Source organism: Acidimicrobiales bacterium, assembly GCA_035316325.1.
Lineage (GTDB): Bacteria > Actinomycetota > Acidimicrobiia > Acidimicrobiales > VFJN01 > DASXTK01.
Map to the genome: position 1 here is coordinate 1 of DATHJB010000004.1, position 21,099 is coordinate 21,099.

General features: G+C 73.9%; 22 protein-coding genes. 17 read left to right on the top strand and 5 right to left on the bottom strand.

Annotated elements, in window-relative coordinates:
* Together VK611_00325 and VK611_00330 are read right to left on the bottom strand one after the other, a co-directional pair.
* Positions 1-357, bottom strand: a 357-nt coding sequence (locus VK611_00325; GenBank protein HMG39734.1) for an Hsp70 family protein, incomplete at its 3' end; no start/stop codon positions are given.
* 33 nt (positions 358-390) lie between these two features.
* The gene (locus VK611_00330) at positions 391-846 is read right to left on the bottom strand and encodes a hypothetical protein (GenBank protein ID HMG39735.1); all 456 of its coding nucleotides are present in this window, start codon (positions 844-846) and stop codon (positions 391-393) included.
* Positions 847-981: 135 nt separating this feature from the next.
* On the opposite strand from VK611_00330, the gene glgX reads away from it, so the two are divergent.
* The 5 genes from glgX to VK611_00355 all read left to right on the top strand — a co-directional run bounded on the left by glgX (position 982) and on the right by VK611_00355 (position 6,660).
* The gene (gene glgX, locus VK611_00335) at positions 982-3,081 is read left to right on the top strand and encodes a glycogen debranching protein GlgX (GenBank protein HMG39736.1); all 2,100 of its coding nucleotides are present in this window, start codon (positions 982-984) and stop codon (positions 3,079-3,081) included.
* Between the two features lie 36 nt (positions 3,082-3,117).
* Positions 3,118-3,918: an HAD-IIA family hydrolase gene (locus tag VK611_00340; protein ID HMG39737.1), complete on the top strand. Its 801-nt coding sequence runs from the start codon at positions 3,118-3,120 to the stop codon at positions 3,916-3,918.
* A gap of 92 nt (positions 3,919-4,010) precedes the next feature.
* On the top strand, positions 4,011-4,982 hold the full coding sequence (locus VK611_00345) for a zinc ABC transporter substrate-binding protein (GenBank protein HMG39738.1): 972 nt from the start codon (positions 4,011-4,013) through the stop codon (positions 4,980-4,982).
* Positions 4,983-5,026: 44 nt separating this feature from the next.
* Entirely contained in the window at positions 5,027-5,809 is a 783-nt protein-coding gene (locus VK611_00350; GenBank protein HMG39739.1) for a metal ABC transporter ATP-binding protein, read from the top strand.
* Positions 5,806-6,660, top strand: coding sequence for a metal ABC transporter permease (locus VK611_00355; protein HMG39740.1), 855 nt, complete (start codon positions 5,806-5,808; stop codon positions 6,658-6,660). Before VK611_00350 ends, VK611_00355 begins: the two co-directional genes overlap by 4 nt.
* 9 nt (positions 6,661-6,669) lie before the next feature.
* Here VK611_00355 and VK611_00360 read toward each other — a convergent pair whose 3' ends face one another.
* A complete protein-coding gene (locus VK611_00360; GenBank protein ID HMG39741.1) occupies positions 6,670-7,044 on the bottom strand; it encodes a hypothetical protein in 375 nt (124 codons plus the stop codon).
* 9 nt (positions 7,045-7,053) lie between these two features.
* Positions 7,054-7,686: an AraC family transcriptional regulator gene (locus tag VK611_00365; GenBank protein HMG39742.1), complete on the bottom strand. Its 633-nt coding sequence runs from the start codon at positions 7,684-7,686 to the stop codon at positions 7,054-7,056.
* A gap of 77 nt (positions 7,687-7,763) precedes the next feature.
* Here VK611_00365 and VK611_00370 point away from each other — a divergent pair, with 77 nt between their 5' ends.
* The 10 genes from VK611_00370 to ptsP all read left to right on the top strand — a co-directional run bounded on the left by VK611_00370 (position 7,764) and on the right by ptsP (position 18,726).
* The gene (locus tag VK611_00370; protein HMG39743.1) at positions 7,764-8,636 is read left to right on the top strand and encodes an NAD(P)H-binding protein; all 873 of its coding nucleotides are present in this window, start codon (positions 7,764-7,766) and stop codon (positions 8,634-8,636) included.
* A 103-nt stretch (positions 8,637-8,739) separates the two neighbouring features.
* Positions 8,740-11,811, top strand: coding sequence for a BTAD domain-containing putative transcriptional regulator (locus VK611_00375; protein ID HMG39744.1), 3,072 nt, complete (start codon positions 8,740-8,742; stop codon positions 11,809-11,811).
* 162 nt (positions 11,812-11,973) lie between these two features.
* Positions 11,974-12,735 (top strand): DeoR/GlpR family DNA-binding transcription regulator, encoded by a 762-nt coding sequence (locus tag VK611_00380; protein HMG39745.1) that lies wholly within the window; start codon positions 11,974-11,976, stop codon positions 12,733-12,735.
* A complete protein-coding gene (pfkB, locus tag VK611_00385) occupies positions 12,732-13,694 on the top strand; it encodes a 1-phosphofructokinase (GenBank protein HMG39746.1) in 963 nt (320 codons plus the stop codon). The genes VK611_00380 and pfkB overlap by 4 nt, the downstream gene beginning before the upstream one ends.
* A gap of 13 nt (positions 13,695-13,707) precedes the next feature.
* Entirely contained in the window at positions 13,708-14,925 is a 1,218-nt protein-coding gene (locus VK611_00390; GenBank protein ID HMG39747.1) for a PTS mannitol transporter subunit IICB, read from the top strand.
* 1 nt (position 14,926) lies between these two features.
* Positions 14,927-15,232 carry a hypothetical protein gene (locus VK611_00395; GenBank protein ID HMG39748.1) on the top strand — a complete coding sequence of 102 codons (306 nt, stop codon included), beginning with the start codon at positions 14,927-14,929 and terminating at the stop codon, positions 15,230-15,232.
* Positions 15,225-15,686: a PTS sugar transporter subunit IIA gene (locus VK611_00400; protein HMG39749.1), complete on the top strand. Its 462-nt coding sequence runs from the start codon at positions 15,225-15,227 to the stop codon at positions 15,684-15,686. The genes VK611_00395 and VK611_00400 overlap by 8 nt, the downstream gene beginning before the upstream one ends.
* A complete protein-coding gene (locus VK611_00405) occupies positions 15,683-16,723 on the top strand; it encodes a zinc-dependent dehydrogenase (GenBank protein ID HMG39750.1) in 1,041 nt (346 codons plus the stop codon). Before VK611_00400 ends, VK611_00405 begins: the two co-directional genes overlap by 4 nt.
* A 16-nt stretch (positions 16,724-16,739) precedes the next feature.
* A complete protein-coding gene (locus tag VK611_00410; protein ID HMG39751.1) occupies positions 16,740-17,036 on the top strand; it encodes an HPr family phosphocarrier protein in 297 nt (98 codons plus the stop codon).
* Positions 17,029-18,726 carry a phosphoenolpyruvate--protein phosphotransferase gene (gene ptsP / locus VK611_00415; GenBank protein ID HMG39752.1) on the top strand — a complete coding sequence of 566 codons (1,698 nt, stop codon included), beginning with the start codon at positions 17,029-17,031 and terminating at the stop codon, positions 18,724-18,726. The genes VK611_00410 and ptsP overlap by 8 nt, the downstream gene beginning before the upstream one ends.
* On the opposite strand, the gene VK611_00420 is transcribed toward ptsP, so the two are convergent.
* The gene (locus VK611_00420) at positions 18,687-20,111 is read right to left on the bottom strand and encodes an alkaline phosphatase family protein (protein HMG39753.1); all 1,425 of its coding nucleotides are present in this window, start codon (positions 20,109-20,111) and stop codon (positions 18,687-18,689) included. The genes ptsP and VK611_00420 overlap by 40 nt on opposite strands.
* Positions 20,112-20,249: 138 nt before the next feature.
* Here VK611_00420 and VK611_00425 point away from each other — a divergent pair, with 138 nt between their 5' ends.
* Entirely contained in the window at positions 20,250-20,612 is a 363-nt protein-coding gene (locus VK611_00425; GenBank protein ID HMG39754.1) for a metalloregulator ArsR/SmtB family transcription factor, read from the top strand.
* Entirely contained in the window at positions 20,599-21,099 is a 501-nt protein-coding gene (locus VK611_00430; GenBank protein ID HMG39755.1) for an SRPBCC family protein, read from the top strand. The genes VK611_00425 and VK611_00430 overlap by 14 nt, the downstream gene beginning before the upstream one ends.

Here is a 21,099-nt window from a genome sequence, read left to right on the forward strand (position 1 = left end):
GTCATCGACCATGGCGACGCGACGGACCCGTTGAGCAGCGAACATCGACTCCAGTCCGGCCCTCTCGCACCCCATCCTCTCGAGATGCAAACCGCCACAAGCGGCGCTACCAGTCCCGAACCAGGACACAGACCGGCACCACCCGGCACACCCGACGGGGGCCGACAACGCCAACTGAGCCACCGCCCGCCGCTCGGCCGCGTCGCCCACCAGGAGCCGGCCGTCCTCGGTGAGCACCACCACCGTGGGGACGGCCGTCGCCCGGTACCCGAGCGCGACGACCTCGGCCCGCCCGCCACGGGCGAGCGCCACCGACGTGTACGTCGTCCCCAGGTCTATGCCGAGCGCATAGGTCACGTCGCGCCCGCCCGTCCGTCGCTGCGGTCGCTGCTACTGGTGGGGAGCGCCCAGGCGGGCCTGCACCGTGCGGATGAGCTCCTCGGCGCCCTTCGGATCCGCGGACTCGAGCGGGAACTCGTTGCCGTCCCGCAGCGTGATCGAGAGCTCGAGGATCTTGAGCGACACCTGGGCCCGGCTCGTACCGGTGGCGGCCACCGAAGCCACCTGGTCGAGCGGGAAGTCGGCCACCAGCTCCTTGGCCCGGGCGAACATCGACTGCTCGAACAGCAGGATGCGGCGGTCGGTGGTCGCGGCCAGCAGCTTCTCGGGGAAGGCGTCGTCGTCGATCTGGATGAAGCGGACACCGAGGGCGCCGCGCAGCATCGCCTGGCGCCCCTCCTTCTTCATCGTGCCCGGCAGGCTCACCATGCAGGCGGACTCGACGACTTCCCCCGGCTGGAGCACCTTGGCCGCGGCCTTCTTCACAAGCGACGTTCGTGACGGCATGGCGGGTCAACCTAGGGGCCACCGACGAGGCTGCTCAACCGCGCTTCGTGGCGAGATGGCAGGCCGACGGAGCGTGAGGTCGGGGGGTCCCGGGCCCGCATCGGGCCCGCATCGGGCCTGGTGCAGAATGTTCCGATGAACCGCAGCGGGCGTCCGATCACGCACCCCGGCGACCCCCGGCGCCTCGGCGCGTCGACCGGCCCGCACGGCACCGACTTCGCCGTGTACTCGTCGGTCGGTGCCTACGGCGGCGACGTGTCGCTCGTGCTGGTCGACGGGCCCGGCCGGGAGACCGAGGTGCCGTTGTACGCGGACCACGACGTCTGGCACGCCCACCTCCCGGAGGTCGGGCCGGGGCAGCGCTACGGGTACCGGGTGAACGGCCCCCACGATCCGGCCCGCGGGTTGCTGTTCGACCGCGGCGTGCTGCTCCTGGACCCCTACGCCAAGGCGATGGAGCCGGCGGCCACGGGCGTGCACCGGTCGTTGGTGTCGGTGGTGGTCGACAGCGGGTTCGACTGGGGCGACGATGCGGCGCCGCGCCGGCAGTGGGCCGACACCGTCGTCTACGAGACGCACGTCAAGGGCATCTCGGTGGCCCACCCGGCGGTGCCCGTGCCGCTGCGCGGCACCTACGCCGGCCTGGCCCACCCGGCTGTGGTCGACCACCTCGTGGGGCTCGGGGTGACGGCGGTCGAGCTCATGCCGATCCAGCAGTTCCTCACCGAGCCGTTCCTGCTCGACCGGCACCTCACCAACTACTGGGGCTACTCCACGATCGGGTTCTTCGCCCCGCACGGCGGCTTCAGCTCGTCGGGCAGCGCGGGCCAGCAGGTGCGGGAGTTCCAGACGATGGTGGCGGCCCTGCACGATGCCGGGCTCGAAGTGATCCTCGACGTCGTCTACAACCACACGGCGGAGGGCGGGCCGGGTGCCCCGGCGCTGTCGTTCCGCGGCCTCGCCAACGAGGTGTACTACCGGCTCGACCCGTCCGACCCCAGCCGCTACGTCGACACCACCGGCACCGGCAACAGCCTCGAGACCGGTCGGCCGGAGCCCCTGCGGCTGATGCTCGATTCCCTCCGGTACTGGGTCACCGACATGCACGTGGACGGGTTCCGGTTCGACCTGGCCGCGGCGCTGGCCCGCGAGCACGGCTACGTCGACCGGCTCTCGTCCTTCTTCGACCTCCTCTACCAGGACCCGGTGCTCAACCAGGTGAAGCTGATCGCCGAGCCGTGGGACGTCGGGGCACCGGACAGCTACCAGGTCGGGCGCTTCCCGGCCGGGTGGGCCGAGTGGAACGACCGCTTCCGTGACGCGGTCCGCGACTTCTGGCGGGGCCGGGGCTCGGTGGCCGAGCTGGCCTCCCGCCTCACCGGCTCCAGCGACGTCTACGGCTGGAGCCGGCGCGGCCCCGACGCGTCGGTGAACTTCGTGGTGGCCCATGACGGCAAGACGCTCGCCGACCTCGTCGCCTACGAGGGCAAGCACAACCTGGCGAACGGCGAGGGCAACGCCGACGGCACCTCCGACGACCGCGCCGCGAACTACGGCGTCGAGGGACCGACCGACGATCCCGCGATCGTGGCGGTGCGCCGCCGGCAGCAGCGCAACCTGCTGGCCACGCTGCTGGTGTCGCAGGGGGTGGCGATGCTCGGCGGCGGCGACGAGATCGGCCGCACCCAGGGCGGCAACAACAACGCCTACTGCCAGGACAACCCGACCAGCTGGTACGACTGGACGCCCTCCGACGAGGCCGCGGCGCTGACGGCCTTCGTCGCCCGGGCGGTCGGGGTCCAGCTGGGGCACCCGGCCCTGCGGCGGCACACGTTCCTGACCGGCGAGGCGGTACCGCACGGGCTCCCGGACGTCACGTGGTACGACCGTGCGGGCGACCCGATGACCGCCGAGCGCTGGCGCGATCCGTCGAACCACTTCCTGGCGCTCCTGCTCGCCGGCGACCGGACCGACCGCCTCGACGCCGCCGGCCGGCCCGAGCCCGACGACGACGTCCTCGTCGTCCTCAACGCCTCCACCGAGCCGGCCGACTTCGTCGTGCCGGGCCGGACGGGCGCCACCTACACCGTCGTGCTCGACACCCGGTCGCCGGACGGCACGCCGTCGTCGTCGTCGCTCGGGTCCGAGCCCGCTCCCCTGCCGCTCGGCAGCGTCCTCCGGGTCGACGCCCGCACCGTCGTGGTCGCCACCTCGCCGTTGCCTGCGGCCACCTGACCAACCGACGCCGTCAAGCCGGGTAGAGGTGGGGCGATGACGACGAACTCGACCATCGGCAGCGCGGCCGAGGCGGAAGCCTGGCTGATCGACATGGACGGCGTGCTCGTGCGGGAGGAGCACACGATCGAGGGTGCCGAGCAGTTCCTCGCCCGCCTGCAGGAGCGGGGCACGCCGCACCTGGTGCTCACCAACAACTCCATCTACACCCGGCGCGACCTGTCGGCGCGGCTGCGCAAGCACGGCCTCGACGTGCCCGAGGAGTCGATCTGGACCTCCGCCCTGGCGACGGCCCGGTTCCTGGAGTGGCAGCGGCCCGGCGGGTCGGCGTACCTCATCGGCGAGGCGGGACTGGCCACGGCGATCTACGAGGTGGGCTACACGCAGACCGACCACGAGCCCGACTACGTCGTGCTCGGCGAGACCCGCACCTACAGCTTCGAACGCATAACAACGGCCATCCGGCTGATCGCCTCTGGCGCCCGCTTCATCGCCACCAACCCCGACGCCACCGGGCCCAGCCCGGCCGGCCCGCTGCCGGCGACCGGGTCGGTGGCGGCGCTGATCAGCCACGCCACCGGGGTGGCGCCGTACTTCGTCGGCAAGCCGAACCCGCTGATGATCCGCACCGCCCTCAACACCCTCGACGCCCACTCCGAGACCACCGCCATGATCGGCGACCGGATGGACACCGACATCGTCGCCGGCCTCGAAGCCGGGCTCCACACCGTGCTCGTCCTCTCCGGTGTCTCGGGCCTGGACGACGCCGAGCGCCACGCCTACCGGCCCTCCCGCATCGTCCAGTCCGTCGCCGAGCTGGTCCCCGACCTCTCGTAGCCGGGCTTACCGTGCGGGGGACGCCGCGCTTGCATCGTCACGCCCTCATGGTTGAGACTGATTCTCAGTCTTAGCAACGAAGGTGGGCAACCGTGCAGCGAACCTCCATCACCCGAGTGGTCGGCCTGGCGCTCGTCCCTGTCGTAGTCGTCGGGGGCCTTGCCGCCTGCGGGGACGACGACGACTCCTCCGGCGGCGACACGATCGGCGTCGTCGCCAGCTTCTACCCGGTCGCCGAGGCGGCCGAGCGGGTGGGCGGCGACCGGGTCGACGTGGAGAACCTCACCCCGGCCGGCACCGAGCCCCACGACCTGGAGCTGACCCCCGACCAGGTGGCCGACCTCGAGGACGCCGACGTCGTGCTGTACGTAGGCGAGGGCTTCCAGCCGGCGGTGGCCGAGATCGCCGAGCGACGTGACGAGGCGAGCTTCGACCTCCTGGAGGAGATCCCGCTCGAGTCCGGCGCCTCGGAGGCCCTCGAGGCCCAGGAGGCGGCCGAGGAAGGCGCCGCCGAGGAGGAAGGGCACGAGGAGAGCGGGCTCGACCCGCACTTCTGGCTCGACCCCCAGCTCCTGATCGAGGCGGTGCACGAGGTGGAGGCCGCCCTGAGCGACGCGTCGCCGGACGACGCCGACACCTTCCGGGCCAACGCCCAGGAGTACGAGGACGACCTCATCGCCCTGGACGAGGAGCTCGCCGCCGGTCTCGAGTCGTGCGAGCGCGACGAGATCGTCACCTCCCACGCCGCGTTCCACTACCTCGCCCAGCGCTACGGCCTCACCCAGCTGCCGATCACCGGCCTGTCGCCCGAGGCCGAGCCCGACCCGGAGCGGCTCGCCGACCTGGCCGACCAGATCGAGGCCGAGGGCATCACCACCGTGTTCTACGAGACGCTGGTGTCGCCCGACGTGGCCGAGACGCTGGCCCGGGAGGTCGACGTCGAGGCGGCCGTGCTGAACCCCATCGAGGGACTGACCGACGACCAGAACGTCGCCGGCGACGACTACTCGGTGCTGATGCGGGACAACCTGGCGGCGCTCCAAGCGGCGCTCGGTTGCTCGTGACCTCGGCCGCAGCGGCGAGCGGCGCAGATGGCCGGTCGGTAGCGTTGGCAACGGTTCTCATCCCCAAGACTGAGGTCGCTGCCATCACCGTCGTCGACGTCGACGCCGTGTCGTTCGTCTACCGCGACACGCCGGTCCTGGACTGTGTGAGCTTCGAGGTCAGCGCGGGGGAGTTCGTCGCCCTCACGGGCCCCAACGGGTCCGGGAAGTCGACGCTCCTGCGCCTGATCCTCGGGCTGCTGGTCCCGATCGGCGGGTCCGTCTCGCTCTTCGGCGACCCACCGCGCCGGGTGCGCGACCGCTGGCGCATCGGCTACGTCCCCCAGCGGCCCGCCAGCGCCGACGAGCTGCCGGCGACGGTGCAGGACGTGGTGGCGACCGGCCGCCTGGCCCGCCGGGGCTGGTGGCGGCGCCCGGGCCCGGCCGACGCGGCCGCGGTCGACGACGCCCTCGACACCGTCGGCCTCGCCGAGCTGCGCACGCGGCGCTTCGCCGAGCTGTCCGGCGGCCAGCAGCAGCGGGCGCTGATCGCCAAAGCGCTCGTCACGTCGCCCGAGCTGCTGGTGCTCGACGAGCCCACCACCGGCGTCGACGTCGCCTCGCAGCGCCGCTTCCGCGACACCCTCGTCGCCGCCCGCGACCGCGGCACCGCCGTGCTCCTCGTGTCGCACGAGCTGGGCGCGGTGGCCGGCGACCTCGACCGGCTGCTCCTGCTGCGCCGCGGCAAGATCGCCTTCGACGGCCCGCCCGCCGACCTCACGGCCACCGGCGTGTCACTCGGCGTCCACGCCACCGACCTGCCCATCTGGCTCGAGGGCCTCGAGTGATCCTCGCCGCCCTGCCCCTCCCGTGGCCCTTCGAGCGCGAGTTCATGCAGCTGGCGCTCGCCGCCGGGCTCGTCGTCGGCATCTGCGCACCGCTCATCGGCACGTTCATGGTGCAGAAGCGGCTGTCGCTGATGGGCGACGGCATCGGCCACGTCGCCTTCGCCGGCGTCGCCGCCGGGCTGCTCGCCGGGGTGTGGCCCATCTGGACCGCCCTCGTGGCCGCCGTCGTGGGGGCCGTCGCCATCGAGTGGCTCCGCTCCCGGGGCCGGGCCAGCGGCGACCTCGCCCTGGCCGTGCTCTTCTACTCCGGCATCGCCGGCGGTGTGGTGCTCACCGGCCTGGCCGGGTCGCTCGACGCCGGGACGCTCACGTACCTCTTCGGCTCGATCCTCACCGTCGACGACTCCGACGCCCTCACGGTCGCCGTCCTGGGGGCGGTCATCGTCGCCGCGGTGGTCGTCTGCCGGCGGGCGCTGTTCGCCATCGTGCTCGACGAGGAGGCGGCCCGGGTCGCCGGCCTGCCGGTCGATGCGCTCAACCTGGGGCTCGCCGCGCTGACGGCGGTCACGATCGTCGCCGGCATGCGGATCGTGGGGGTGCTGCTGGTGGCGGCGCTGATGGTGCTCCCGGTCGGTGCCGCCCAGCGGCTCACCCGCTCGTTCGCGGCGACGCTGCTCACGGCCAGCCTCATCGGTGCCGCCAGCGCGATCGTCGGCCTGACCGCGGCCCGCCAGTGGGCGCTGGCGCCGGGCGGCACGATCGTGCTCGTGGCCGCCGCCTGCTTCCTGGTCAGTGCCACCGTCACGAGCCTCCCCACCCGTTCGCCCACCGCCGCGGCGGACACCCGCTAGCGCAGGGGTTCAACGGCCTTCGGCGCGGAGGCGGTTGGCGGTGCGCAGGTCGACGACAGTGACACCGACGAGACCGGCGGCGAGGAGCCGCGCCCGCAACGAGCGGGCCCGGGTCGCCACGGCCACGGCGATCAGGGGGTTCGACAGCGCCCGGGCGGTCAGCCAGGGCCAGCGCGGCCGACCGAGGAACAGGCCCGCGGCGAGGGCCAGGTCGACCAGCCCGATGGCCCGCAGCAGCCGGCGGTCGGGGGCCAGGCCCAGGACCTTCGCCATCAGCCCGGGTGCCAGCAGCAGCGCCACGCCCAGCACCAGGCTCCCCCGGGCGGCGGCCTCGACCACCGGCTCCTTCGGCTCGTCGGTCGGCTCGGGGTGCGCGTCGGTCATCCGTCGAGGTTACGGGTCGTTCCGCTGACAGGGGGAGGGAGCGGGGAGGAGGCCGGACTTGAAGGCGGCGGGTGGGACGCCCATCAGGCGGTGGAACTCGGTGGTCATGTGGGACTGGTCGTAGTAGCCGCTGCGGACGGCCACGGCGGCCAGGTCGTCGGCGGGGGAGGTGAGCACCGCCCGCACCCGGTCGATGCGGGCGAACTGCTTGGGCGCCAGCCCGACGGTGTGGGCGAAGAGGTCACGGAGCCGGCGCTCGCTGACGCCGAGCCGGCGGGCGGTGGCGCCCACACCGGAGGTCGCGAGGAGGCCCGTCGCCGCCGCGACGAGCTCGTCGTCGGGGGTGGGCGGCGAGAGCCGCCGGGTGTCGGGCGCGGCGATCGGGACGAGGCGGTCGACGAGCTCGCGCACCGGGCCGTCCACCAGGTCGCGGACCTGGCCCGGGCGCAGCCGGAGGTGGACGCACGACGGGCCGGGGTCGTCGGCGACCTGGTAGAGCGCCCGGGTCCGGGGCCCGGCGACCATCAGCTCGCGGCGGCCGTCGGCCCCGAGGCGCAGGACCACGCTGCTCGCGTTGTCGGGCGGCGTCACCACCGTCCCGCCGGTCGAGCGGGGTTCCGTCGGCACCGTCAGGTCCAGCACGCCATCACGCTAGAGACTCGAGCGGCCGTGCCGGTTCTTCCAAGACGGGTGGCCCGAGGGCCGTCAGAGTCGGTCGCATGATCCTCGTCACCGGTGCCACGGGCACCATCGGCAGCCGTCTCGTCCCGCTCCTGGCCGACCGGGGTGCTTCCGTGCGGGCCATGACCCGGGACGCCTCCCGCGTCCCCGCCTCCCCGGGCGTCGAGGTGGTGCAGGCCGACTTCGACGACCCGCCGTCGCTGGCACCCGCCGTGAAGGGCGTCGACTCCGTGTTCCTGCTCACCGCCCCCGCCTCGCCCACGCCCGCCCACGACCGGGCCCTGCTCGACGCCGCCCGGGCCGCCGGGGTGCGCCGGGTGGTGCGGCTGTCCGCCATCGGCAGCGGCGAGACCACCGACGACGGTTCCACGCTGGGGGCCTGGCACTCCGAGGCCGAGCAGCTCGTCCGCGACAGCGGCCTGGCGTGGACGCTGCTGCGGCCCACCACGTTCGCCTCGAACATGCTGTGGTGGGCGGCCGCGATCCGGGCCGGTGAGCCCGTCCGCAACATGACCGGCGACGGCAAGCAGGGCATCGTCGATCCCCGGGACGTGGCCGCGGTCGCCGCCGAGGTCCTCGTCGCGACGGGCCACGCCCACGAGGGCCGGACCTACACCCTGACCGGCCCGGAGCTGCTCAGCGTGCCGGACCAGGCCGCCGTGCTGGCCGACGTCCTCGGCCGCCCGGTCGCCGTCGTCGACCACCCGCCGGACGACGCCCGCCGCGACCTGCTGGCCGGCGGCATGGACCCCGCTGTGGTCGCCACGGTGGTCACCGGCTCGGTCTGGGTGCGCGACGGCCGCAACGCCATCGTCACCGACGACGTCGCCCGCCTCCTCGGCCGACCGCCCGCGACCTACGCCGAATGGGCCCGCGACCACCGCTCGGGCTTCGTCGAAAACCCGACATAACTGCACGTCCCGTCGGGCCGGGAGCACGGTCCGGCGGCGCTACTCTCGATGTCATCCCGGCCGTACGCAAGGTGCGGTGGGGAAGGTCAGGGTCGGGAGGAACATGGCTCGCTCGTTTCGGCGCTCGCCGCCGGAGCCGTCAGCCGCGCTGCTGGCGCGTCCCCGGTTGGCGGCGCTGTTGCTGGGAAGGTGGGAGAGTCGGGTGACGTCGCTGGTCGGCGGCGCCGGGTTGGGGAAGACGACGGTGCTGGCCCAGGCCGTCGCCGAGAACGAGCACGCCTCCCACGGCGAGGATCTCTGGTTCGGGCTCGAGCCCCACGACGCCGACGCCGATCGGCTGGCCCGGGGCGTGGCGGCGGCCCTGGGCGCCGAGGTGGCGCCGGGCGCGCCGCTGGCGCCGGCGGTGGCCGAGGCGTTGTGGCAGCGGTCGCCGGTGCAGGTCTGCCTCGTGTTCGACGACGTGCACCGGCTGCCCGCGGCGTCGAGCGGAGCGCTGTGGCTGGCCGAACTGGTCAACAGCCTCCCCGCCAACGGGCACGTGGTGCTGGCCGGCCGCACCGAGCCGCCGGTGCCGCTGGCCCGGCTCGACGCGCTCGGCGCCGTGCTCCGCCTCGGCGAGCACGACCTGCGCTTCTCCGACGACGAGCTCGACGGGTTCGCGGCGGGGCGCGGCGTCGACCCGGCCACCCTGGCGGGCACCGGCGGCTGGCCCGCGCTGGCCGAGATGTCCGCCAACGCCCACGTCGAGCAGCCCGACGACGTCGCCGGCGCCTACATGTGGGCCGAGGTGCTCGAGCCGCTCGGCTCCGAGCGGCGCCGCGTGCTGGCGGTGCTGGCCGACCTGGGCGGGGGCGATGCCGAGCTGATCGGCGCCGCGCTCGGCGAGCCGGTCGACCTGGCCCGGGCGCTGGAGGGCGTCCCGCTGGTGGCGCACACCGTCGACGGCTGGCACGTCGCCCACGCCCTGTGGCGCCAGGCGCCCGGCCTGGCCCTCGACGCCGACGCCCGGGTCGTCACCAGGCAGCGCGCCGTGGCGCACCTGACCTCCCAGTTCCGCTTCGACGAGGCGTTCGACATGGTCGAGGACGCGGCGGCGTGGGACCTCGCCCCCGCGGTGCTGCGGGCTGCGTGCCTGGCCAGTGACCGCCTGACGTCCTCCCAGCTCGAGCGCTGGTGGGACTCGAGCCCACTCGAGGTGCGGACGTCGCTGCCGGGCTGGCTGGCCCGTGGCCTGCTGGCGGGTTTCACCACCCCGGCCGCCGCCACCGAGCCGCTGCAGCACGCCATCGAGCTCTGTCGCACCGCGGGCGACGTCGACGCCGAGATGTCCGCCATCGCCCAGCTGTCGCGGCTCGCCTGGTTCGCCCAGGACGACACCGTGATCATGGAGCTGGTCGCCCGGGTCACCGAGCTGGAGGCCACCGGCCACCCCCGGGCGGCGGCCCTCGCCACCGTGGCCCGGGCCGCCATGGCCGACCTCACCGGCGACGACGACGCCATGCTCGCCTTCCTCGACGGCATCGAGCCCGGCGACCTCGACCGGGCCTGGGAGCTGCTGGTCAGCTTCTGGGCCGCCCAGGTGCGCCTCGGCCTGGGCGAGACCGCCCCGATCCACCGCATCGTCGAGCGCCTCCACGCGACCGACGACCCGGCGCTGCGGGGCGCGGGGATGGCGATGCGGCTGTCGGCCCTGTGGGCGGAGGGCCGGGTCGACGACGTGGTGGCCGGGCTGCCGGCGATGCTCGAGGCCATGCAGGGCGCCGGCGTCATCAACAACCTCTACCTGGCGCTCAACGGCGCCTGCCTGGCCACCGCCCGCACCGGCGACGTCGTCGGGGCGCGGCGCTGGTTCGACGCGTCGCTGGAGACCGCGCCGGTGACGCCCAACGGCGACCTGTCGCCCCGCAGCGCCGTCGCCCTCGCCTACGTGAACCTGGCGGAGGGGCGGGAGAAGCACGCCGCCATCGGCCTGCAGACAGCGATCGAGTCGCACGGGCTCGACCAGGGCGTCGAGCGCGACACGTGGCGGCAGCACATCGCCGTGACCTACGTGCTGCTGCCCGAGACCCGGGCGCACTGGGACGCGAAGCCGCTGCGGGGCCACCTGCGGACCGGGCACCGGATGGCGCAGGCGGTGGTGGCGGTGCGCGAGGGTCGGGCCGACCCGGTCCTGCGCGACCTCGACCTCCCCGAGCCCGGCGTGGTGCGCTCGGTGCTCGACGTGCGGCTGGCGGTGGAGCTGGCCGTCGGGCTGGTGGAAGCCGGTCGCCACGCCGACGCCCGGACGCTGCTGGCCGCGATCGGCCCGCCCGGCCGCGCCGCCCTGCGCGACCTCACCACCAGCGGCCACCGCCAGGCCCGCCCGGCGAAGGTGCTGCTCGCCTCCGTGCCCGCCGCCCCGGCCCGGCGCACCTGGCTGTCGGTGCTGGGCCGGCTGTCGCTCACGCGTGACGACCCCGCGGGCGAGGCCGTCGTCGACCCCGACCTGCGGCGGACGAAGCTGCGGGCGATGCTCGGGTACCTGGTGGTCCAGCGCCAGACGACCCGGGCCGCGCTGATCGCGGCGGTGTGGCCCGACCTCGACGAGCGGGCCGCGGCCAACAACATGGCGGTGACCCTGAACCGCCTGCAGCGGGTGCTGGAGCCGTGGCGGCCGCCGGGGGAGCCCGGCTACCTGCTGCGCGTCGACGGCTCGGCGTTGCGGCTGGTCGCCGGCGACCACCTCCGCATCGACGTCGACGACTTCGAGCGGCACCTCGCGGCTGCCGCCAGGGCCGAGGCCGACGGCGTCCCGTCGCTGGCGCTGACCCACGACCTGGCCGTCGCCGAGCTCTACCGGGGCGAACTGCTGGCCGACGTGCCCGAGGACGAGTGGTTCGCCCTCGAGCGCGAGCGCCACCGCACCCGTTTCGTCGGTGCCGCGGTGCGGGCCGGCCAGCTGCTGCTCGGTCGCAGCGCTCCCGGCGAGGCCGAGGACGTCGCCCGGCAGGCCCTCGCCGCCGACCGGTGGGCGGAGGGCGCCTACGCGGTGCTGGTCGGGGCGGCGATCGCCCGCCGCGACTACGCCGCCGCCAACCTCCAGATGGACCTCTGCCTCGACGCCCTGCGCGAGCTGGGCGCCGAGCCGTCGTGGACCACCCGCCAGCTGCAGCGCCGCCTGTCGTCGGTCAGCTGACCCCGACCGGACCCTGACCGACCCCGGCGCCGACGGCCTCGGCCGGCGGCACCGGCGCGCCCCGACGTCAATGTGACGCTTGACACCGGGTCGCTGCTCGGATACAAAACAACAAGAACACAACTAAACGGGCATCAAGCAGGTTGAAACGGGGGGGCCGAGGTGTTTGCCGAGGAGCGCCAGCAGGAGATCGTGCGCCGGGCCCGCGAGGCGGGACGGGTCGACGTGGCTTCGCTGTCGACGGAGCTCGACGTCACCCCGGAGACGGTCCGCCGTGACCTGACGGCGCTGGAGCGGGGCGGCCTCGTGCGCCGCGTGCACGGCGGCGCCATCGCCATCGAGCGACTGGGCTTCGAGCCCGCCGTGGCCGCCCGCGAGGCGGTGCTCACCACCGAGAAGGCGCGGATCGCCAAGTTGGCGCTGGCCGAGCTGCCCGGCGACGGGGCGATCATCCTCGACGCGGGCACCACCACCCGCCAGCTCGCCGAGCTGCTGCCCACCGACGCCGAGCTGATGGTGGTGGTCAACTCGCCCCAGCTGGCGCTGCTGCTGGCCCGGCGGCCGAACGTCACCGTGATGATGCTCGGGGGCCGTGTCCGCGGCCGTACGCAGGCCGTCGTCGACGACTGGGCCACCTCGGCGCTGGCCGACATCCACGTCGACGTGGCGTTCATGGCCACCAACGGCATCAGCGTCGAGCGCGGCCTCACCACGCCCGACCTGGCCGAGGCGGCCGTCAAGCGGGCGATGATGGCCGCCGCCCGCCGCACGGTCCTGCTCGCCGACCACACCAAGATCGGCGTCGACTACTTCAGCCGCTTCGGCGACGTCGACCAGGTCGACACGTTCGTGACCGACTCCGGCGCCGACGCCGAGCTCGTCGACGAGCTGACCCAGGCCGGGCCGCGGGTGGTGCTGGCATGATCGTCACTCTCACGCTCAACCCGAGCCTCGACCGCACGCTGGAGGTGCCGGAGCTGGTGCGGGGCAGCGTGATCCGCTCGACGTCGCGGCTGCTGCACCCGGGCGGCAAGGGCGTGAACGTGGCCCGGGCGCTGCTGGCCAACGGCGTCGAGGCCCGGGCGGTGCTGCCGGTGGGCGGCGCCGTCGGGCGTGAGCTGCTGGAGCTGCTGGCCGACGAGGGCGTGGCGATGACCGCGGTCGACGTCGGCGCCGCCACCCGGTCGAACCTGACCCTCAGCGAGCCCGACGGCACCGTGACCAAGATCAACGTCGACGGCGAGCCGCTCACGGCCACCGAGATCGACACGCTGGCCGACACCGTGACGAAGCTGGCCCGGCCGTCCGCCTGGGTCGTGCTCAGCGGCAGCCTGCCCCGCGGCGTCGACGACGGCGTCTACGCCCGCCTGACCGAGCGGTTCACGTCCTCGGGGATCGCGGTGGCGGTCGACACGTCGGGGCCGGCGCTGCGCCAGGCCGTCGCCGCCGGGCCGGCGCTGGTGAAGCCGAACCGCGAGGAGCTGGCGGAGGCCGTCGGCACCGAGATCCGCACCCTCGCCGACACCGTCGCCGCCGCCCACGCCCTGCGGCGCTCCGGGGCCGGCACCGTGCTCGCCAGCCTCGGCCCCGACGGCGCCGTGCTCGTCGGCGACGAGGGCGTCGTGTTCGGGGAGTGCGCGGTCGCCGAGCGACGCAGCACCGTCGGCGCCGGCGACTGCCTGCTCGCGGGGTACCTCGCCGCCGGAACCACCGGGGCCGAGGGCCGCGACGCCCTCGCCACCGCCCTGTGCTGGGCCGCCGCGGCCGTCGAGCTGCCCGGCAGCGGCATGCCGACACCGGCCGACGTCGCCCGGCGCCGGGCGCACGTGACCACCGATCTCGAAGGACTGGATCTCGACCGGGCGCTGACCGGGTCTGGATAGAAGGGGGAGAGCAATGGCAACGACGTACACACCCACCGTCGAGGGCACGGGTGTGAAGGCGACCATCCAAAGGATCGGCGGGTACCTCGCCGGGATGGTGATGCCCAACATCGGGGCGTTCATCGCCTGGGGGCTGATCACCGCCCTGTTCATCGACACGGGGTGGCTGCCGAACGAGAAGTACGCGGCCGCCGTCGACCCGATGATCTTCTTCCTGCTGCCGATCCTCATCGGCTACACGGGCGGCCGGATGGTCCACGGCCAGCGCGGCGCCGTCATCGGCGCCGTGGCCACGATGGGCGTGGTCGTCGGCGGTGTCGCCGACGACGGCAGCCAGATCCCGATGTTCCTCGGCGCGATGATCGTCGCCCCGCTGGCCGCCTACGTGCTGAAGCTGTTCGACGACCGGATGCGCGACCGCGTGAGCACCGGCTTCGAGATGCTGGTCGACAACTTCTCGCTCGGGATCATCGGTGCCGGGTTCGTCGTGCTCGGCGTGTGGGGCATCGGGCCGGTGGTCCGGACCGTGAGCGACTGGTTCGGCGACGGCGTCGAGTACCTGGTCGACAACCACCTGATCCCGCTGTCCTCGATCATCATCGAGCCCGCCAAGGTGCTGTTCCTCAACAACGCCATCAACCACGGGGTGCTCAGCCCGCTCGGCGTCTCGGAGGCGGCCGAGAAGGGCGAGTCGATCATGTTCATGCTGGAGAGCAACCCGGGCCCGGGCCTCGGGGTCCTGCTGGCCTACTTCTTCTTCGGGCCCCGCTCGCTCCGGCCGACCGTGCCGGCCGCCATCGCCATCCAGTTCCTGGGTGGCATCCACGAGATCTACTTCCCGTACATCCTCATGAAGCCCCGGCTGATCCTGGCCGCCATCGCCGGTGGGATGTCGGGCATCCTGGTCTTCGAGGTCACCGGCGCCGGGCTGGTGGCGACACCGTCGCCCGGGTCGATCTTCGCCTACCTGGCCGAAACACCGAGGGGCGGCTACTTCGGGGTGCTGGCGGGGATCGCGGTGTCGACCGCGGTCAGCCTCGCCGTGGGGGCGATGCTGCTCGGCTTCGGCCGCGGCGAGCCCGCCGAGGACGACGACGCCGTCGGGGCCGAGGAGCTGGCCGACGCCTCCGAGCGCAGCGCCCGGCAGAAGGCCGAGTCCAAGGTCGGGGCCCAGGCCCAGGCCCAGGCCGAGGCCGAGGCCCAGCCCGAGGCCGGACTGCAGGGGGTGTGACGTGAGCATCGATGCGTCCGAGGTGCGCAAGATCGTCGTCGCCTGCGACGCCGGGATGGGGTCGAGCGTCATGCTCGCCAGCACCGTGAGGAAGCGCCTGAAGGGCCGCGACGTCGAGGTCGCCCACACGCCCGTCGACCACATCCCGGACGATGCCGACGTCGTCCTCTGCCACCTCGGGCTCGTCGAGCGGGCCCGGCGGAAGGCGCCGGGCCGGGTGGTGGTGCCGTTCCAGCTGTTCATCGGCGACCCGGCCGTCGAGAAGGTCCTGAAGGCCCTGGAGCAGGGAGGCACGATCGATGGCTGACGTCGTCATCGGCGAGCTGCTGTCACCCTCGTCGGTGCGCCTCGGCCAGGTGGCGCCCGACTGGGAGGCCGCGGTGCGCCAGGTCGGTGGGCTGCTGGTCGACGCGGGGGCCGTCGAGGACGGCTACGTCGACGCCATGGTGGAGCGGGAGCGCGACGTCGCCCCCACCTTCGTCGGCGAGGGCGTCGCCATCCCGCACGGCACCCTCGCCAGCCGCTCGCTGATCCGGCGGGACGCCCTGTGCGCGGTGCAGTTCCCGGCCGGCGTCGACTGGCAGGGCGACCGCGTCGTCCTCTGCATCGGCATCGCCGCCCGCGGCGACCTCCACGTGCCGGTGCTGGCTCAGCTCGCCGAGCTGCTGATGGAACCCGACCGGGCCGAGGCCCTGCGCCGGGCCGGCACCGCCGAGCAGCTCCTGGCGCTGCTCACACCCGAGGAGTCCGCACCGACATGAGAGCCGCCCGCTTCCACGCACCCGGCGACATCCGGCTGGAGGACGTGCCGGAGCCCGAGGCCGGCCCCGGCGACGTCGTCATCCGGGTGCGCAACTGCTCCACCTGCGGCACCGACGTGAAGATCAGCCGCCACGGGCACCACCACATCGTGCCGCCCCGCACGCTGGGCCACGAGATCGCCGGTGAGATCGCCGAGGTCGGCGCCGGCGTCGCGGGGTGGTCGGTGGGCGACCGGGTCCAGGTGATCGCGGCCATCCCCGACGGGGTGTGCCTCGACTGCCGGGCCGGGCGGTTCACCGTGTGCCCCCACCAGGAGTCGATGGGCTACCACTACGACGGCGGCTTCGCCCCGTACTGCCGGGTGCCGGCGAAGGTGCTGGCGGTGGACGGGCTGAACCGCATCCCCGACGGCGTCGGCTTCGCCGCGGCCTCGGTGTCGGAGCCGCTGGCCTGCGTGATCAACGGCCAGGAGCTGGCCAGGGTCGGCAAGGGCGACGACGTCGTCGTGCTGGGGGCGGGGCCGATCGGCTGCCTGCACGTGCGGATGGCCCGGGCCAACGGCGCCGCCCGCGTGTTCCTGGTCGACGTGAACCCGGCCCGGCTCGAGCAGGCGGCGCTGGTCGCCCGGCCCGACGCGGCGTTCGGCGGGGGAGCGGACGACCCGCTCGCCGGGGTCCTGGACCTGACCGACGGCCGCGGGGTCGACGTCGCCATCACGGCCACGGCCGCCGGCGCGGCACAGGAGCAGGCGCTGCTGATGCTCGCCCGGCGCGGTCGCCTCAGCCTGTTCGGGGGCCTGCCAAAGGACCGGCCCACCATCACGCTCGACTCCAACCTCGTCCACTACCGGGAGCTCACCCTGGTGGGCGCCAACGGCTCCAGCCCGGCGCACAACGCCCGGGCGCTCGAGCTCATCGCCACCGGCGTCGTCCCCGTCGACGACCTCATCACCCATCGCCTGCCGCTCGACGCGGTCGTGGAGGGCATCGACATCGTCGCTCGCGGCGAGGCCATCAAGGTGACCATCGAGCCTTGATCCTCAGGGGGAACACATGGCCCAACGCACAGTCACCGTCGGCTCGGCCAGCGGGCTGCACGCCCGCCCGGCCCGCCTCTTCGTCCGGGCCGCCGCGGCGCTGCCCGTGCCGGTCACGGCCACGGTCGACGGGAAGAAGCCGGCCCGGGCCGACAGCATGCTGGCGGTGCTGGCGCTCGGCGCGGTCCAGGGCACGGCGGTGACCCTCACGGCGTCGGACGACGCGCAGGGCGTCGCCGCCGTCGATGAGCTGGCCGAGCTGCTGGCCGCCGACCTCGACGCGGCCCCCGAGCCGGATCCCTCCGATGCCTGACGTCTACCGGGGCATCGGGATCGGCGTCGGGATCGTCGTCGGGCCGCTGGTGAGGATGGGTCGTCCACCGGAGCTGCCCCCCGCCTCGCCGGTGGACGACCCGGCGGCCGAGGTCGAGCGGGCGCGGCAGGCGCTGGCCGCGGTCAGCGCCGACCTGACGTCCCGCTCGGCCGCCGCCACCGACCCGACGGCCACGGACATCCTCGACGCCCTCGGCATGATCGCCGCCGACCCCACTCTGGGCGACGACGTGGAGCAGCTCGTCGACGTCCGCACCGACGCCGTCCACGCCCTCCACCTGCTGTTCGCCCGGCACCGCGACACCCTCGCCGCGGCCGGCGGCTACCTCGCCGAACGGGCGCAGGACCTCGATGACCTGCGGGACCGGGCCGTCGCCGTCGCCCTGGGACTGCCGATGCCCGGCATCCCCGATCCCGGCCACCCGTTCGTGCTCGCCGCGCACGACCTCGGGCCGGCCGACACCGTCGGCATCGACCCCTCGCGCGTGCTGGCGCTGGTGACCGCCCAGGGCGGGCCGACCAGCCACACGGCGATCCTGGCCCGCTCGCTGGGCCTGCCCTGCGTCGTCGCCTGCACCGGGGTGATGGACGTGGTCGACGGCACCACGGTGGCGGTCGACGCCGAGGCGGGAGTGGTGGAGGCCGGCGTCGACGGGGCGCGTCGCGACGAGCTGGCCGAGCAGGCCCGGCGTCTCGCCGCCGAGCTGGCGGGGCAGGGCGACGCCGAGTCGGCCGCGGTGGTCGACGCGCCGTCGGTCGCCCTGCTGCTCAACATCGGGGCGGTGGCCGACCTCGACGACGTCGTCGACGACCGGTTCGAGGGCGTGGGCCTGTTCCGCACCGAGTTCCTGTTCCTCGACCGGGTCGACCCGCCGTCCTTCGACGAGCAGCGGGCCGCCTACCGGTCGGTCCTGTCGGCGGCGGCGGGCCGCAAGGTGGTCGTGCGCACGCTCGACGCCGGCGCCGACAAGCCGCTGCCGTTCATGCCCGTGGCGCCCGGCCCCAACCCCGCGTTGGGGGTGCGGGGGCTGCGGATCGCCCGTCAGGTCCCCGAGGTGCTGGTCACGCAGCTCGAAGCGCTCGCCGCCGCCGTGGCCGACGTCGACGGGGCCGAGGCCTGGGTGATGGCGCCGATGGTCGCCACCGCCGAGGAGGCGTCGTGGTTCGCCCGCCGGGCGCGCCGGGCGGGGCTCGACACCGTCGGGGTGATGGTCGAGGTGCCGGCGGCCGCCCTCCGGGCCCGGGAGATCCTGGCCGAGGTCGACTTCGTCAGCATCGGCAGCAACGACCTCGCCCAGTACACGTTCGCCGCCGACCGCATGGAAGGCGCCCTCTGGAACCTGCTCGACCCGTGGCAGCCCGCGCTGTTGCAGTTGATCGCCGGTTGCGCGGCGGCGGGCGCCGAGCTGGGCAAGCCCGTCGGGCTGTGCGGCGAGGCCGCCGCCGACCCCGCCCTGTCGCCCGTCTTCGCGGGGCTGGGCGTCACGTCGCTGTCGATGTCGGCCCGGGCCGTCCCGCTCGTCCGCCGGGCACTGGGCGCCCGTTCGCTGGCGGACTGCCGGCGCCTCGCCGCCCAGGTCGTGGCCGCTCCCAGCGCCGAGCAGGCTCGGGCCTGCGCCGTCGCCGCCGTTCAGGCCGGGAGCGACGTGAGCCCCACCCGCTCCCAGTAGCCGGAGGCGAGGCCCTCCTCCCAGGGCGAGGGCTCCAGCGCGGCGGCGGTCGTCGTGGTGGCGCCCTCGGGGCCGCAGCCGGCGGTCGGGTCGGGGATGTGCAGGTCGGGGTCGAAGTGGAGGTCGGGCTCGAAGTACTCGGCGCTCAGCAGCTCGCCGGGGTTGTTGGCGTGGCGGTCGCGCTCGGTCAGGTACCACGGCGTGCGGGCCCGTGGCCCCCGGGCGGGTGCCCCGAGGAAGCGCCACTCCAGGAACCGCAGCACCGACGTGTGGTCGTACTGCTGGTGGTCGATCGCCCCGGGCAGGGCGCGGGGCGACGCCAGCAGCGTCGGCACGCGGAAGCCGGCCTGGCTGAAGTCGTCCTCGTCGACATCGCTGGCCCGCTCGTCGGGCAGGTGCGGGGGCCGCTCGTGGTCGAAGAAGCCGCCCCACTCGTCGTAGGTCAGCACGAACAGGCCGTTGCGCCACTGCGGCGACCGGGCGAAGGCGGCGAACACGTCACGGACGAAGCGCTGGGCGGCCCGGGGGTCGCCGTGGGGGTGGTCGTCGGAGCGGGCGTCGCCCACGAAGGCCGGGTCGACGAACGTCACCTGCGGGAGGCGACCGGCGGCCGCGTCCTCGTAGTAGCCGTCGATCGTGCGCAGGTGGGGACCCATGCGCGACCCCCACAGCGCGAGCGGCGGCAGGTCGCTGTAGTAGTCGGCGGTGGTGACGCCGGCGCGGGCCAGGCGGTCGACCACGGTGTCCCACGGGAAGCCGTCGCCGGTGGGGAAGGCGTTCGTCTTGTTGCCACCCGACTGCCCCGACAGCAGGTACTCCCGGTTCGGGTAGGTCGGGGCCAGCACCGAGGAGTGCCAGCGGTCGCAAGTGACGAAGCGGCGGGCCAGGGCGTCGTAGACCGGCAGGTCCTCGCCCTCGAAGTACCCGAGGGCGAAGATGTCGTTGCCGCTGCCCTCGGCCAGGAAGCCGCCGTCGCGCTGGGCCCGGCCGGCGTTCCAGCCGTGCCCGGGGTCGGGGTGGCCGCAGGCCCGCCAGGGGTCGGGATCGGGGAAGTGGATGCGGCGGTAGGTATCGACGGGCGCACCGTCGGGGCCGGGGAAGCGCTGGCGCTGCTTGCCGTCGACGGAGAAGCGGCGGCCGTAGCGGCGCCGGCCGGCGTCGATGTAGTCGTGGTCGCGGGCCAGCCAGCCGAGGTAGCTGTCGAACGAGCGGTTCTCCATCATCACGACGACGACGGTGTCGATCCCGCTCTCGGCCGGCGACCGGTCGAGGATCGAGCGGCGGATGGCCCCGTGGCTGGGCGGGCGCGGCCACGGTCGGCAGCCCCCGACGACGATCGAACCCCCCAACGCGAGGCTCGCCTTGATGAGATCCCGGCGTTCCATGCCGGCATCCTGACGATGTAGGGCTCCTCGCACAAGCGTCGATTCGCCTTGTTCCCCGGGTGTTTCCGCCGCGGCCACGGCGGTCGTCCAGCCGTCACTTGGGTTGACGTATTCCTATATCGGTATATGATCGTCGGTGTGGCACGAGCGGCGACGACGACAGACGTGTTCAACGCGGTGGCCGAGCCCCGCCGACGGGAGATCCTCGACGCCCTGGTCGACGGGGGAGAGCGACCCGTCGGCGAGCTGGTGCGGGTGCTCGGGCTGGGGCAGCCCCAGGTGTCGAAGCACCTGCGGGTCCTGCGCGAGGTCGGGGCGGTCGCGGTGCGCGACGAGGGCCGGCAGCGGCTCTACCGGGTGAACGGCCGGGCGCTGAAGCCGATCCACGACTGGGTGAGCAACTACGAGCGCACGTGGTCGGAGCGGTTCGAGCTGCTGGACACGGTGTTGGAAGACCTCAAGGAAGACCGAGACAAGGAGGAAGGTCATGGCAGTGAGTAGCGGAACGGCGAAGGTGACGCTCCCGAGCGACGAGGAGATCCTCATCACCAGGGAGCTCGATGCCCCGCGGCACCTCGTCTACCGGGCGTGGACCACGCCCGAGCTGGTGACGCGCTGGTGGGCCGGCCACCGCGGCCGCATGGCCAGCGTCGAGATCGACCTGCAGGTCGGCGGTCGGTGGCGCTACGTGATGGAGGCCAACGGCGGCTTCGAGGTCGCCTTCCACGGCACGTACCGGGAGATCGTCCCCGACGAGCGGATCGTCATGACCGAGATCTACGAGACACCCGACACCGAGGGCATGCCCGACGACGCGGCCCCGGTGAACATCGTCACCTTCGCCGAGTCCGACGGTCGCACCACCCTCTCGTTGCTGACGCACGCCGGCAGCAAGGAGCTGCGCGACATCATCCTCGACTCCGGCATGGAGGGCGGCATGCAGGAGCAGATGGACGTCCTGGAGGAACTGGCCGCCTCGCTCGCCTGA